This is a genomic window from Modicisalibacter xianhensis (assembly GCF_900113605.1).
GTDB lineage: Bacteria > Pseudomonadota > Gammaproteobacteria > Pseudomonadales > Halomonadaceae > Modicisalibacter > Modicisalibacter xianhensis.
This window is the reverse complement of record NZ_FOPY01000006.1, coordinates 272,257-285,831: the sequence shown is the minus strand read 5'-3', so window position 1 is coordinate 285,831 and position 13,575 is coordinate 272,257. Positions and strand designations below refer to the sequence as shown.

The 13,575-nt window shown below is 64.2% G+C and carries 14 protein-coding genes; 8 read left to right on the top strand and 6 right to left on the bottom strand.

What is annotated here, in order from left to right; translation table 11 throughout:
* Positions 1-714 precede the first annotated feature (714 nt).
* The gene (gene tyrS / locus BM194_RS09325; RefSeq protein WP_092846007.1) at positions 715-1,914 is read right to left on the bottom strand and encodes a tyrosine--tRNA ligase; all 1,200 of its coding nucleotides are present in this window, start codon (positions 1,912-1,914) and stop codon (positions 715-717) included.
* Positions 1,915-2,014: 100 nt separating this feature from the next.
* Between tyrS and BM194_RS09320 the strand changes: the two genes are divergently transcribed.
* Positions 2,015-3,148, top strand: coding sequence for an anhydro-N-acetylmuramic acid kinase (locus tag BM194_RS09320; protein ID WP_092846005.1), 1,134 nt, complete (start codon positions 2,015-2,017; stop codon positions 3,146-3,148).
* Between the two features lie 15 nt (positions 3,149-3,163).
* On the opposite strand, the gene BM194_RS09315 is transcribed toward BM194_RS09320, so the two are convergent.
* Together BM194_RS09315 and BM194_RS09310 are read right to left on the bottom strand one after the other, a co-directional pair.
* The gene (locus BM194_RS09315; protein ID WP_092846003.1) at positions 3,164-4,309 is read right to left on the bottom strand and encodes a PilT/PilU family type 4a pilus ATPase; all 1,146 of its coding nucleotides are present in this window, start codon (positions 4,307-4,309) and stop codon (positions 3,164-3,166) included.
* A gap of 58 nt (positions 4,310-4,367) precedes the next feature.
* Positions 4,368-5,408: a type IV pilus twitching motility protein PilT gene (locus BM194_RS09310; protein WP_092846001.1), complete on the bottom strand. Its 1,041-nt coding sequence runs from the start codon at positions 5,406-5,408 to the stop codon at positions 4,368-4,370.
* A 37-nt stretch (positions 5,409-5,445) separates the two neighbouring features.
* Between BM194_RS09310 and BM194_RS09305 the strand changes: the two genes are divergently transcribed.
* The 6 genes from BM194_RS09305 to BM194_RS09280 all read left to right on the top strand — a co-directional run bounded on the left by BM194_RS09305 (position 5,446) and on the right by BM194_RS09280 (position 10,005).
* Positions 5,446-6,153 carry a YggS family pyridoxal phosphate-dependent enzyme gene (locus tag BM194_RS09305; RefSeq protein WP_092845999.1) on the top strand — a complete coding sequence of 236 codons (708 nt, stop codon included), beginning with the start codon at positions 5,446-5,448 and terminating at the stop codon, positions 6,151-6,153.
* A 40-nt stretch (positions 6,154-6,193) separates the two neighbouring features.
* Entirely contained in the window at positions 6,194-7,021 is an 828-nt protein-coding gene (gene proC / locus BM194_RS09300; protein WP_092845997.1) for a pyrroline-5-carboxylate reductase, read from the top strand.
* A gap of 28 nt (positions 7,022-7,049) precedes the next feature.
* Complete coding sequence (locus BM194_RS09295; protein ID WP_092845995.1) at positions 7,050-7,640, top strand: YggT family protein; 591 nt, start codon at positions 7,050-7,052, stop codon at positions 7,638-7,640.
* A 112-nt stretch (positions 7,641-7,752) separates the two neighbouring features.
* Positions 7,753-8,913, top strand: a complete 1,161-nt coding sequence (metX, locus tag BM194_RS09290) for a homoserine O-succinyltransferase MetX (RefSeq protein WP_092845993.1) — start codon at positions 7,753-7,755, stop codon at positions 8,911-8,913.
* Positions 8,913-9,521 (top strand): methionine biosynthesis protein MetW, encoded by a 609-nt coding sequence (gene metW / locus BM194_RS09285; protein ID WP_092845991.1) that lies wholly within the window; start codon positions 8,913-8,915, stop codon positions 9,519-9,521. Before metX ends, metW begins: the two co-directional genes overlap by 1 nt.
* A gap of 22 nt (positions 9,522-9,543) precedes the next feature.
* The gene (locus BM194_RS09280) at positions 9,544-10,005 is read left to right on the top strand and encodes a DUF4426 domain-containing protein (RefSeq protein WP_092845989.1); all 462 of its coding nucleotides are present in this window, start codon (positions 9,544-9,546) and stop codon (positions 10,003-10,005) included.
* A gap of 5 nt (positions 10,006-10,010) precedes the next feature.
* Here BM194_RS09280 and BM194_RS09275 read toward each other — a convergent pair whose 3' ends face one another.
* From BM194_RS09275 to BM194_RS09265, 3 genes are read right to left on the bottom strand one after another with little or no spacing between them, the layout of a single operon-like run.
* Positions 10,011-10,901, bottom strand: coding sequence for a ChaN family lipoprotein (locus BM194_RS09275; RefSeq protein WP_092845987.1), 891 nt, complete (start codon positions 10,899-10,901; stop codon positions 10,011-10,013).
* A 20-nt stretch (positions 10,902-10,921) separates the two neighbouring features.
* Positions 10,922-11,680, bottom strand: a complete 759-nt coding sequence (gene sfsA, locus BM194_RS09270; protein WP_092845985.1) for a DNA/RNA nuclease SfsA — start codon at positions 11,678-11,680, stop codon at positions 10,922-10,924.
* On the bottom strand, positions 11,677-12,849 hold the full coding sequence (locus BM194_RS09265) for a pyridoxal phosphate-dependent aminotransferase (protein ID WP_092845983.1): 1,173 nt from the start codon (positions 12,847-12,849) through the stop codon (positions 11,677-11,679). The genes sfsA and BM194_RS09265 overlap by 4 nt, the downstream gene beginning before the upstream one ends.
* A 239-nt stretch (positions 12,850-13,088) precedes the next feature.
* Between BM194_RS09265 and dksA the strand changes: the two genes are divergently transcribed.
* Entirely contained in the window at positions 13,089-13,526 is a 438-nt protein-coding gene (gene dksA / locus BM194_RS09260) for an RNA polymerase-binding protein DksA (protein ID WP_092845981.1), read from the top strand.
* Positions 13,527-13,575: the final 49 nt, after the last annotated feature.

Below are 13,575 nucleotides of genomic sequence, written 5' to 3'. Positions count from 1 at the left end.
TGTGTTAGGCCTGCCGCCAGCGTTCAATCTGAGCCATGATCAAACTCTTCAGTTTAAAATCATACAGTCCGTTAAGCGGACCAAACTTGGCTCAAGGTTCAAACGTCTCTTTGACGAGTCGCTTGCCTTGATGATCGGTGACTGGTCACCGCCTCATCGACAAGCGCCCACATGAATTACCTGATCGATTGTTAAAGAGCGGCTCCGGGCTCTTATGAAGAGTGGAGCGTTGCAGCCGAAGCGAGTCACTTGACTTTCGCTTCTCGCCCTGTCAGGGCGGCCTCGCTGCGAGAGAGGCGTATTCTACCGATCCGGGCCGCGCTGTCAAGCGCCATGTTCGCCGTCATTTGCCAGCCTCAACCGGCCTGCCGGGCGAACCCCGTATCGTGGCGGCGCAGTCTATCAGACCGGGCGTTTCCGTCAACCCGCGATCGTCACCGATGCGAGAAAAACCCCAACGAAAACAGCGCCTTGCGCCACCTTCACCGCCAGCGACGTGTGTCCGTCGTCAGCAGCGGATGCGTACTCTACGCGTCCCGATCGGGCCTGACAAGCCCTGTGCCATAAAAATTTGTCGTGCGCATCATGCGCCGGTCATCTTTCCGCCCGCCACGTTATCCACACCCACCCGGCAGGCGCGATACAAGACCGGCTGTGGATAACACAACGCCCGCACAAGGCGGGCGTGTAGGGAGGCAGCGCAGCACTCGAACTTCAGGTCAACGTGACTCGGGCATAACGCTTCTTGCCTGCCTGGATCACATAGCTCTTGCCGGTATCGAGCATGTGATCGCGAGCTACCACCTCGCCATCGACCTTGACACGCCCATTGCCGAGCATGTCCTTGGCCTGGGCACTGTTGTTGACCAGGTTGGCACGATTGAGCACTGCTGCGATGGGCGCCTGCGCACTGCCCTCGAAATCGACACTCACTTCCGGCAGGTCTTCGGGCAGCTCTCCTTCCGCCAACTGATTGCCTGCCGAGCGGTGTGCATTGGCCGCCGCTTCTTCACCGTGGTAGCGGGCAATCAACTCACGGGCCAGCTCCATCTTGATATCGCGCGGGTTGGCGCCCGCCTCGACATCACGCTTGAGAGCATCGATTTCCTCGTTGCTCTTCAGCGAGAGCAGTTCGTAGTAGCGCCACATCAGGCTGTCGGGCATCGATACCAGCTTGTTGAATATGGTGCCCGGCGCCTCATCGAAGCCGACATAGTTACCCAACGACTTGGACATCTTCTGTACGCCATCGAGCCCTTCGAGTAGCGGCATGGTCATCACGACCTGGGGCTCCTGACCGAAGTGCTTCTGGATCTCGCGTCCCATAAGAAGGTTGAACTTCTGGTCGGTACCGCCGAGTTCGACATCCGCCTTCAGCGCCACGGAATCGTAGCCCTGCACCAGGGGATACAGAAACTCGTGAATCGAGATGGACTGGTTGGCCTTGTAGCGCTTTTCAAAGTCATCGCGCTCGAGCATGCGCGCCACGGTGCTCTGGGCCGCGAGCTCGATCATGTCAGCCGCGCTCATTTCGCTGAACCATTCGGCGTTGAAGCGCACCTCGGTCTTTTCGGGATCGAGGATCTTGAAGACCTGCTCCTTGTAGGTCTGGGCGTTGGCTCGCACTTCGTCTTCGGTCAACGGCTTGCGGGTCACGTTCTTGCCAGTGGGATCACCGATACGCCCCGTAAAATCGCCGATCAGGAAGATGACCTCGTGCCCCATATCCTGAAACTGGCGCATCTTGGTCAACAGGACGCTGTGCCCCAGGTGCAGGTCGGGCGCGGTCGGATCGAAGCCGGCCTTGATACGCAGCTTGCGCCCGGAAGCCAGCTTCTTCTCGAGTTCTTCCTCGAGCAGGATCTCATGGGCGCCGCGCTTGAGCAGCGCCAGCGCATCGGCGACGTCGGTCATCGTTCCTTCTCCAGTGAAAACGGTTGCCTGTACGATTGGGGCGGGATGTTAGCATGTCTTGACCTGGCGGTTGAGCGCCCATGAAGAAGGAGTAAGGAGCATGCCCCTGTTCGTTGGCCTGATGTCCGGCACCAGCCTGGACGGCATCGATGCGGCGCTGGTGCGCTGCGGGGAAGGCCCCGTGACCTTGGTCGATGCCGTCGGCCTGCCCATGCCCGACACGCTACGCAACCAATTGCTGGCCTTGTGCCAGGCCCAGTCCGTGGACGTAGCCCGACTCGCCAGCGCCGAAACGGCCTTTTGCCAACTACAGGCCAAGGCGGTTGCCCGCCTGCTCGTCAAGAGCGGAACCGGGCCGGAGGATATCGTTGCCATCGGCAGTCATGGCCAGACCATCGAACATGCCCCCTACGGCTACGATGACGACAGCGCAGCCGCCTTCACCTGGCAACTCGACAACCCTAGCCTGCTGGCCGAACTCACCGGCTGCCGGGTGGTCGCTGATTTCCGGCGCCGCGACCTGGCTGCCGGCGGTCAGGCTGCTCCATTGGCGCCCGCCTTTCATGCCGCCCTGTTCAGCGATCCGCAGGAGTGGCGCCTGGTTCTCAACCTGGGCGGCTTCGCCAATATTACCCTGCTCCCACCGGCTAGCGTCGATGCGCCGGTGATCGGCTTCGATACCGGCCCGGCCAACGCCCTGCTCGATGCCTGGCATCTCCGCCATCGGCCAGGTAATTACGATGCCGATGGCGCCTGGGCCGCCAGTGGCCAGGTCGACGCCTCGCTGCTAGCACGCCTGTTCGAGGAACCTTTCTTCCATCGGCCGCCCCCCAAGAGCACCGGCCGGGAAGTGTTTCACCTGGACTGGCTGGCCAGCCACCTGACCGGCGACGAGGTGCCGGAAGATGTACAGGCCACCCTGGCCGAACTGACGGCAGCCAGTGTCGCCCTCGGTGTCGAACAGGCCATCGATCATCAGCAAGCCAACGGTGCCGTGCGCCTGATTCCCTGCGGTGGCGGCGCTCACAACCGTGACCTGCTCGACAGGCTGGGCCGACGCCTGCCCGGGCTGGGCCTGATGCACTGCGAGGACATCGAGTGGTCGCCGGACTGGCTGGAGGCCGGCGCCTTTGCCTGGCTGGCCTGGCGACGCCTGGAAGCGCTACCGGGCAACCTGCCTTCGGTTACCGGCGCACGTGGCCCGCGCATCCTGGGTGGGGTCTACAGCGCATGACGCTGCTGCCCCACATCAATAATCGTCGCCGTCACGCAGCGATAGATGGCTGGCGGCACCTGCGGCATCGTCCGCATTCTTCCGCGCACCTTCACCGTATTTGATCATCATGCGCAGCTCATTGGCCGAGTCGGCATGCACCAGTGCTACATCCTCGCTGACCTTGCCTGCTCGGTAGAGGTCATAGAGGGCCTGGTCGAAAGTCTGCATGCCCTGGTCGCGCGAGCGCGCCATGACATTCTTGATTTCCCCGACGTCACCCTTGCGAATCAGATCGCTGATCAGCGGTGAGCGCAGCAGGATCTCGATGGCGGCGTGCCGCCCCTGGCCATCGACAGCCGGCAAAAGCTGCTGCGCCACCACCGCCTTGAGATTGAGCGACAGATCCAGCCATATCTGATCGTGCCGCTCGGGCGGGAAGAAGTTGATGATGCGATCCAGCGCCTGATTGGCATTATTGGCATGTAGCGTAGCCAGGCACAGATGCCCGGTCTCGGCGAAGGTCAGGGCATGCTCCATGGTCTCGCGGGTACGGATTTCACCGATCAGGATCACATCCGGCGCCTGACGCAGCGTATTCTTGAGCGCCACCTCGAACGACTCGGTATCGATGCCCACCTCACGCTGGTTGATGATCGCGCGCCGGTGCGGGTGAATGTACTCGATGGGATCTTCGATACAGATGATATGGCCGCCCACCGTCTCGTTGCGCTGCTGGATCATCGAGGCCAGCGTGGTCGACTTGCCGGTGCCTGTCCCGCCGACCACGAAGACCAGGCCGCGCTTGATCGAGGCCAGGTCGCCGAGCGCCGACGGCAGACCGAGCGCATCGAGGCGCGGAATGTCGAAGGCAATGCGACGGATGACCATCGCCATCTGGCTGCGCTGGAAGAAGGCACTGACCCGAAAACGCCCCTTGCCCTGCAGGCTGAGCGCGAAGTTGGCCTCGCGCACCTCATCGAACCGCCCGCGCAGGTTGTCGGGCAGTGCCGTCAGCACCAGCTCGCGCACCTGCGCAATGGACAGCGGCTTGTCACCCAGCGGCACCAGTTTGCCATTGAGCTTCAGGTTGGGCGGCGCGTTGGTCGAGATCAGCATGTCGGAGGCCTGTTTCTCGACCATGATGTCCAGTAGTTGTTCCAGCCATTCTTTCGGCGTCATGCCACCCTCTCTTCCGGCTATTCCCTGTTGCTATCGGCCGCAGCCGCCTGGGGTTGAATCAATATGTCTCGGGCAACGGCCCCTTGGCCTTGGTCTGGGCTTCCTGGCGGGAGACCACATTTTCCGCCACCAGCCGCGCCAGTGCGGCATCCAATGTCTGCATGCCCTGGTTGCCGCCGGTCTGGATTGCCGAATAGATCTGCGCCACCTTGTCTTCCCGAATCAGGTTACGCACCGCCGACGTCGCGACCAGAATCTCGTGAGCCGCCACGCGACCGCCCCCTTGCCGCTTGAGCAGGGTCTGCGAGACCACGCCCTGCAACGATTCGGACAGCATCGAGCGCACCATGGCCTTCTCGTCACCCGGAAAAACGTCGATGATGCGGTCGATGGTCTTGGCCGCCGAGGTGGTATGCAGTGTGCCGAAGACGAGGTGACCGGTCTCGGCGGCAGTCAGTGCCAGCCGAATGGTTTCCAGGTCGCGCAGCTCACCGACCAGAATCACGTCGGGGTCCTCGCGGAGCGCCGAACGCAGGGCTTGGCTGAAACCGTGCGTGTCGCGATGGACCTCGCGCTGGTTGATCAGGCTGCGCTTGCTGGTGTGTACGAATTCGACCGGGTCCTCGATGGTCAGGATGTGGTCATATCGCGTTTCATTGATATAGTCGATGAGCGCCGCCAGGGTGGTGGACTTGCCCGAGCCGGTCGGCCCCGTTACCAGCACCAGTCCCCGGGGCAACGACGCCAGGCGGCGAAACACGTCGCCCAGGCCCAACGTGTCCATGGTCAGCACCTCGGAGGGAATGGTACGGAACACCGCCCCCGAGCCACGCCCGTGATTGAAGGCGTTGACACGGAAGCGCGCCACACCGGGCACCTCGAAGGAAAAGTCGGTCTCGAGAAACTCCTCGTAGTCACGCCGCTGCCGGTCGCCCATGATGTCGTAGATCAGCTTGCGGACCTCACGGTCCTCCATCGCCGGCACGTTGAGACGCCGGATGTCGCCATCGACGCGAATCATCGGCGGCAACCCGGCGGAGAGATGCAGATCCGAGGCCTTCTGCTTTGCCGAGAACGCCAGCAGTTCGGTAATATCCATTCGGTTCCCCTGCTTTGTTATATAGGTCGAGTCCAGTATGCCAGACGTTCAGGTCCGCGAATCACTCCAGCGTGCACGCCAGCGCCTGGCCGATGCGCTCGAAAGCGCAGGACGCCCCGCCGACGACGCCTGCCTGCTGGCCGTCAGCAAGACCAAGCCCGCCGCCCTGATTCGCGAGGCTCATGCCTGCCGTCAGCGCGACTTCGGCGAGAATTACCTGCAGGAAGCCCTCGACAAGCAGGTTGAACTCGCTGACCTGACGGACATCGTCTGGCACTTCATCGGCCCACTGCAATCCAACAAGACCCGCGCCGTGGCCGAACACTTCGCCTGGGTGCATAGCGTCGATCGTGCCAAGATCGCTCGCCGCCTGTCGGAACAGCGCCCGGCCTCGCTGGGCCCGCTGAATATCTGCCTGCAGGTCAACGTGAGCGGCGAAGCCAGCAAGTCCGGTGCTGACCCGGACGACCTCGACGCTCTGGCTGCCGAGGTGATAGCCCTGCCCAACCTGCGCCTGCGCGGGCTGATGGCAATCCCGGCACCGGCTACCAGCATGGCCGAACAACGCCGCCCGCTTGCCCGCTTGCGCCAGCTCCGTGATGACCTGCGCCAGCGCTACCCGCAAGCCCCGCTGGACACGCTGTCGATGGGCATGAGCGACGATCTCGAGGCCGCCATACTCGAGGGTGCCACCCTGGTACGCCTGGGCACGGCCATCTTCGGCGCCCGCACACCACGCGCCTGACACGGCAAAAGACTGCCCCACCAAGACAGAGGACAAACGCATGGCAAGCCAAGTGACATTCATCGGTGCCGGCAACATGGCCAGCGCCATCTTCGGCGGCATGATCGATGGCGGCTACCCGGCCGATGCCATCACCGCCACGTCGCCGGACGAGACGCTGCTGGCGCCGCTGCACGAGCGCTACGGCATCCAGACCCAGACCGACAACGCCGCGGCCGTGGCCAACGCCGATGTGGTCGTGCTCGCCGTCAAGCCGCAGATCATGCACGATGTCTGCTCGGGCCTGCGCGACGCCGTACAGGCCCGCAAGCCGCTGATCGTCTCGGTGGCCGCCGGCCTGACCGCCGAGACGCTCGACGAGTGGCTGGGAGGCGGACTCGCCGTGATCCGCTGCATGCCCAATACGCCGTCGCTGGTTGGTGCCGGCGCCTCCGGACTGTACGCCAACGCCCGGGTCAGCGATGATCAGCGTCAGTTGGCCACGACCCTGCTCGAAGCCGTGGGCATCGTCGAATGGGTCGATGACGAGTCGCTGCTCGAGGCCGTCACCGCCATCTCTGGCAGTGGTCCGGCCTACTTCTTCCTGGTTTTCGAGGCCCTCGAGGAAGCCGGCAAGCGCCTCGGCCTACCCGCCGAAAGCGCTCGGCGCCTGGCCCTGCAGACCGGTTTCGGGGCTGCCCGCATGGCCCAACAGAGCGAGTTCGACCCGGCACGCCTGAAGCGCAACGTGATGTCGCCGGGCGGCACTACCGAGCGCGCCATCCAGACGTTCGAGGACGGTGGCCTGCGCGAGTTGTTCGACAAGGCCACCGACGCCTGCGCCCTACGCGCCCGGGAGATGGCCGAGGAGCTCGGCAAGAAACACTGATTATTCCAATTCCACACGGAGGAGCCCCATGGGCAGTCAATTGGGAAGCGCCGGCCTGATGCTGGTCAACACCCTGATCAACATCTACCTGTTCCTGCTGATGCTGCGTTTCCTGCTGCAGGCATCCCGCGCAGACTACTACAACCCGCTCAGCCAATCGGTGGTCAAGGTCACCCAACCGGTGGTCAAGCCACTGCAAGGCTTCCTGCGCCCGATCGGCCGCTTCGACCTGGCCACCCTGGGCGCCGGTTTCATCATCAAGGCAATCAGCATCATCGCCATCGTGCAGATCGCACTCGGTGCCATGCCACCCCTGGGTGGTGTCGCCATTGCCTCGCTCGCAGCCCTGGCCAGCGCAATCCTCAAGATCTATTTCTTCGCCCTGATCGGCATGATCATCCTCAGCTGGGTGGCGCCGCAGGCCAGCCATCCCGGGGCGATCCTGATCTTCCAGCTGGTCGAGCCGATCATGGCGCCGGTGCGCAAGGTCATCCCGCCATTGGGCATGATCGACCTGTCACCGATCGTGGTATTCATCGCCATCAACCTCATCGACGGCATCGTGGTGGGTTCGCTGACGCGCGCCGCCGGCGTCTCCGGCGCCCTGGTCGGCCTCTGAGGCAATCCGGCCAGTCTGGCCCCGGCACAGCCCGGGGCTTCGTCGTTTACCAAGAACGATGCCAATGACCGACGATTACCCGCCTCAGCTGGATACTGGATAACATAGACACATGCCCGACACGCTTCCCGCCGACTCGATCGGCCTGGTGACGCCCCAGCAAGCGCACTTCGACGAGCCGCTGGCGCTGGCCTGCGGCAAGACGCTGCCGGCCTACGATCTGGTCTACGAGACCTACGGCACGCTCAATGTGGAGCGCAGCAATGCGATCCTGATCTGCCATGCCCTGTCCGGCCACCATCATGCTGCCGGCTACCACAGCATGGACGAGCGCAAGCCCGGCTGGTGGGACGCTCATATCGGCCCCGGCAAGACCATCGATACCAACCGCTTCTTCGTGGTCTCGCTCAATAACCTGGGCGGCTGCCACGGCACCACCGGCCCCTGCAGCGCCAATCCCGAGACCGGACGCCAGTGGGGACCGGACTTCCCGGTCATGACCGTCGGCGATTGGGTCAACAGCCAGGCCCGGCTGGCCGACCGCCTCGGCATCCAGCGCTTTGCCGCGGTGGTCGGTGGCAGCCTCGGCGGCATGCAGGTGCTGCAATGGTCGCTGGCCTACCCAGAGCGCATTGCCAATGCCGTGGTGATCGCCGCCACGCCACGCCTGTCGGCACAGAACATTGCCTTCAACGAGGTGGCGCGGCAGGCGATTCGCTCGGATCCCGACTTTCACGATGGCTGGTATGCCGAGCATGGCACCATGCCCAAGCGCGGCCTCAAGCTGGCGCGCATGGTCGGACACATCACCTACCTGTCCGAACACTCCATGGGTGCCAAGTTCGGTCGCGACCTGCGCAGCGACGAGCTCAATTTCGGCTATGACGTCGAGTTCCAGGTCGAGTCTTATCTGCGCTATCAGGGCGACATGTTCTCCACCGCCTTCGATGCCAATACCTACCTGCTGATGACCAAGGCGCTGGATTACTTCGACCCGGCCGCCAGCCATGGCGGCGATCTGGCAGCAGCACTTGCCTCGGCCAGTTGCCCGTTTCTGGTGGTAAGCTTCTCCACCGACTGGCGCTTCGCCCCGGAACGCTCGCGGGAACTGGTCGATGCCCTGGTCCGCGCCGGCAAGCCGGTCAGCTATGCCGAGATCGACTCGCAGCATGGGCACGACGCCTTCCTGTTGCCGGATACCCGCTACCAGGCCGTATTCGGTGGATTCATGAATCGTGTGGCCCACGATATCGCAAGGGCGGAGGAGAAATGATGCGTGCCGACCTCAAGCTGATCTACGACTGGGTGCCGCAGGGCGCACGAGTGCTCGACCTGGGCTGCGGCGACGGCACACTGCTCCAGGCGCTGGGCCGCGACAAGGAGGTAATCGGCTACGGCCTGGAGATCGACCCCGACGGGATCACCGCCTGCATCGGAAAGGGGGTCAGCGTCATCGAGCAGAACCTCGACGAAGGCCTGACCAACTTCGAGGACAACGCCTATGACCTGGTGATCATGACCCAGGCGCTGCAGGCCCTGCGCCGTCCCGACAGGATGCTCGATGAGATGCTGCGCGTCGCCAACGAGTGCATCATCACCTTTCCCAACTTCGCCTACTGGCGCCACCGCGTCTATCTGGGATTCAAGGGCTACATGCCGGTTTCCAAGTCCTTGCCACACGCCTGGTACGACACCCCAAACATTCACCTGTCGACCTTCAACGATTTTGAACGACTTTGTGTGGACAAGGGTCTGATCATCAGTGACCGGGCGGTAGGCAACGGCGATCACGAAGGCAACTGGACCACGCGCCTGTGGCCCAACCTGTTTGGCGAGACGGCGATCTTTCGTGTCAGCCGGGGCAAGCCGGCAGTCGACTGAATCCATCGCAGGAGGGCATCGCATGAGGCGGGAATCGGGGTTGTTTCATCCGGCCAGGCTCATTGGTCTGGCGCTGCTTTGGCTGGTCGCCGGTGCAGTGCAGGCCGAACAGGTCGAACATGTAGGGCGCTACCGCATCCACTACAGCGCCGTGAACACCAGCTTTCTCACGCCCGAGGTCGCGGCGGCCTACGACATCCAGCGCAGCAAGCGCACGGCCCTGCTCAACGTCAGTGTGCTGGAAGCACAACCCGATGGCTCGACCCGGCCGGTCGCAGCCACGGTCGAGGGCCGGGTCGGCAACCTTGCCAACCAGTCTCAGCCCTTGTCTTTCCGCACGGTGCGCGAGGGAGAGTCGATCTACCAGCTAGCGGTCTTTCCCATCCAGCGGGGCGAGCCGATGCGCTTCACGCTCGATGTCTACTACGACCGCAACCAGGCACCGGCCGAAGTCGCTTTCATCCAGCGCTTCTTCATCGACTGAGCCGCTCATGGCGAGGCAACGCGCTGCCGCAAGGCGGCGCACGGGTCTTCATGACGGATGGCAGGCGGGGTGAACCAGACAAGGTCGAACGGCGGTCCCTCGTCGACACTCTCCGGCAGCACCGCGGTCCAGTCCTGACCAGGAGCCAGCTCCACCAGTCCCAGGGACACGGGCGCAGGCCCGGCATGCAGGGCCACGCCGATATCGCGACGGGCATGAGCACTGCCGCAGACCAGCACCGCGGTCGCGGGCAGTAACGCCAGGGCGGCCGCCATGGCTCGATCGCGAGCCACCTGGGCCGCCAGCATGCCCTCCAGCATCGTTTCGGGGAGCAAGCCGCAATGGCCTTCGATGATCGCCTGGCGCTGGGCACGGGCAACGCGCTCGGGCAAGGATGGGGCCTGATTGGTCATGACCAAGGAATGGATCGCCTCGCGCGACAGGTTACCGCCCCGCAGTGGCAAACCAAGCTGGAGTACCTGGCGTACCAGCGGTCCGTAGGCAGCCCAGTCCCAGCCCTGCTGCCAGCCAAGCAACCCTCTGAGTTCGGAATCTGGCAGGTCGGCCAGCAATACGCCGGGTACCCCCTCGAAGAGTGCCTGCTGCTCGCGGTCAAGCATTTCCAGCACGACGCCGCCCAGCACGCCACGTGCAGCCAGTTGCGCGATCAGCCAGCGCTCGAGGCGATGATGGTGAGGGTTGTCGTGACGCTCGCCGACAATGACCGACGGCGCACGGACCAGCTCGGCCAGTAGCGCATCGCTGGTCAGCCACGTGCCGCGACGCAGGTCGCGGACCCGTTGCATGGCCGCCTCCTGCCCGGCAGAAACCAGGCCGGGCATCGCCGTTGCCATGGCCAGCAGGGCCAGGGTGCGTAGGCAGTCGCGTCGCTGCATTCCATTACCTCGCTGCGACCTCAGTCGACCGGGCTGGACGCAGCCAGCTCGCGTTGCAGGCTGACCGGCAACGCCCGGCCCAGACCAATCGCGACCGGTCTCTGCGTCTCACGTTCCACGTCACAAGCGTAGGCCAACACCTCGACGCCGGCCTGACTGACCCGTCGCAGCGTCTCGGCATAGACGGGGTCGAGATGCGCCGCCGGCGCCACGTCATCGATGCCGGTATGCGCCACACAGAACAGCAATACGGCGCGCTGCCCCTCGGCAGCCAGCTGCGCCAGTGTCTCGAGGTGGCGCGTGCCGCGCTCGCTCACGGCATCGGGGAAATAGCCATGCCCGTCACGCTCCTTGAGCGTAACCTGCTTGACCTCGACAAAGGCCGTGCCCCGCTGCGGGTCGTCGAGCCGAAAGTCGAGCCGGGCGCCGTCGACCTTGGCCTCGCGCTTCAGCCAGGCGTAGCCGGCCAGCGACGGGATGCGTCCCGCCAGCAGCGCCTCCTCGACGATGCCATTGGCACGCCCGGTGTGCACCGACGCCAGGGCCACGCCACCGTCGGGCTGCGGCAGCTCGATGAGCTCCCAGGTCCAGGCCAGCTTGCGTGCCGGATTGGTACTCGGCGCCAGCCACACGCGACATCCCGGGACGCTGACGGCCCGCATCGAGCCGGTATTCGGGCAATGCGCGACGACGAGCTCGCCGTCGGCGAGTTCCACATCGGCCAGAAAGCGCTTGTAGCGTCGCCGCAGGATGCCCGGAACGAGCGCTGGATACTTCATGCCGGCGCCGATTGTCGGGCCAGGAAGCGCTCAAGACGCACCAGGGCCTCCTCGAGGCGCGCCGTCTCGTTGGTGAAGGCAATGCGTACATGACGCTCGCCACCGTGCACGGCGAAATCGATGCCCGGCGTAATGGCGACGTTTTCCTCCTCGAGCAGGCGCTGGCAGAAGACCTGGCTGTCGCGGGTGTACTGTGAGACGTCCAGCCACACGTAGAAGGCGCCCTGCGGTGGCTGCGACGGTGCCAGCCCCAGGCGTTCGAGTCCGGCCAGCAGCACGTCGCGCCGGCGGTGCAATTCCCGGCGGCGCCGCTCTAGCTCCTCGCGGCACTCGGGCGCGAACGCGGCCAGCGCGGCATATTGCGACGGTGTCGGCGCCGCCAGGAACACGTTCTGCGCCAGGCGCGCCAGTGGCTCGACGGCACCCTCGGGTGCGACCAGCCAGCCCAGCCGCCAGCCGGTCATGCCGAAATACTTGGAGAAGCTGTTGACCACGAAGGCATCCGGGCTCAGCGACACCGCCGACAATGGTTCGACACCGTAGGTCAGCCCCTGGTAGATCTCGTCGACCAGCAGTGTGCCGCCCCGTGCCTGCACGGTATCAATTACCGCCGAGAGACGTGATGCATCAAGGGTATGCCCGGTCGGGTTGGATGGCGTGGCCAGCATCGCCAGGCGCGTCTCGTTGCGCCAGTGGGCATCGATCAACTGCGCATCGAGCTGCCAGCCGCTCTCGGGCCCGACCGCCACCACGTCGACCTCGGCCTCGGCCAGTGCCATGAAGTGACGATTGCAGGGATAGGTGGGGTCGGCCATCAGTACCCTGTCGCCACGCTGGGCCAGCAACTGGCTGGCCAGCAGCAGCGCGCCCGACGCCCCCGGTGTGACGAGAATGCGTGCCGGATCGACCCGCGCGCCGAAATGCTCGGCATAGTGCCCGGCGATCGCCTCGCGCAGTGCCGGCAGGCCAGCTGCCGGCGTATAACGGGTCTGCCCACGGGCCAGGGCCCGCTGGCCGGCAGCGATCACCGGCTCGGGCGTGGGAAAGTCGGGCTCGCCGATTTCCAGGTGGATGACGTCGTGTCCCGCTGCCTCGCGGGCCTGGGCCTGCTCCAGCAGTCCCATGACGCGAAAGGGGGCGACGCCCTCGATACGTGAGCTCCAGCCCATGCCGACTCCTTGCCGTGAACCAATGCCGCCAAGCGGCGTCAAACGCTTCATCTTACCCGACTGTCGTCAAACTCTGCAGTCATCCGTTAGCAGAGCGGTTGCAAACGGCGGGCTTTTTCGCTAAATAAGCAAGGCTTCGGGTGGGCATGCCACCCAGCAGGTCGCTTGACCCCTGTCGTTTCACCGCGACCTGACAGGCCGGGCATCGGCCCAAGTCACTTGAGGAATGAGGCAGCCCCATGCCAGTAGCAGAAAAGAAGACGGAAGCGCCAAAGAAATTCACCCCGTACGAGCCGGCGCCGGGTGAAGAGTACATGAACGAGAAGCAGCTGGAGCACTTCCGCCAGATCCTGCTCGGCTGGAAACAGGATCTCATGGAAGAGGTGGATCGCACCGTGCGTCATCTGCAGGAAGACGCCAACAATTATGCCGATCCCGCCGATCGCGCCACCCAGGAGGAAGGGTTCAGCCTGGAACTGCGCACCCGCGATCGCGAGCGCAAGCTGCTCAAGAAGATCAACGAGACGATCGAGAAGATCGACGAAGACGATTACGGCTTCTGCGAGGCCTGTGGCGTCGAGATCGGCATTCGTCGTCTCGAGGCACGTCCCACCGCCACGCTATGTGTCGACTGCAAGACACTGGCAGAGCTGAAGGAAAAGCAGCTCGGCGGTTGATCGAAACGTCCCCTGCATGGGCGCCCTCGTGGCGCCCTTTTGCGTTGTG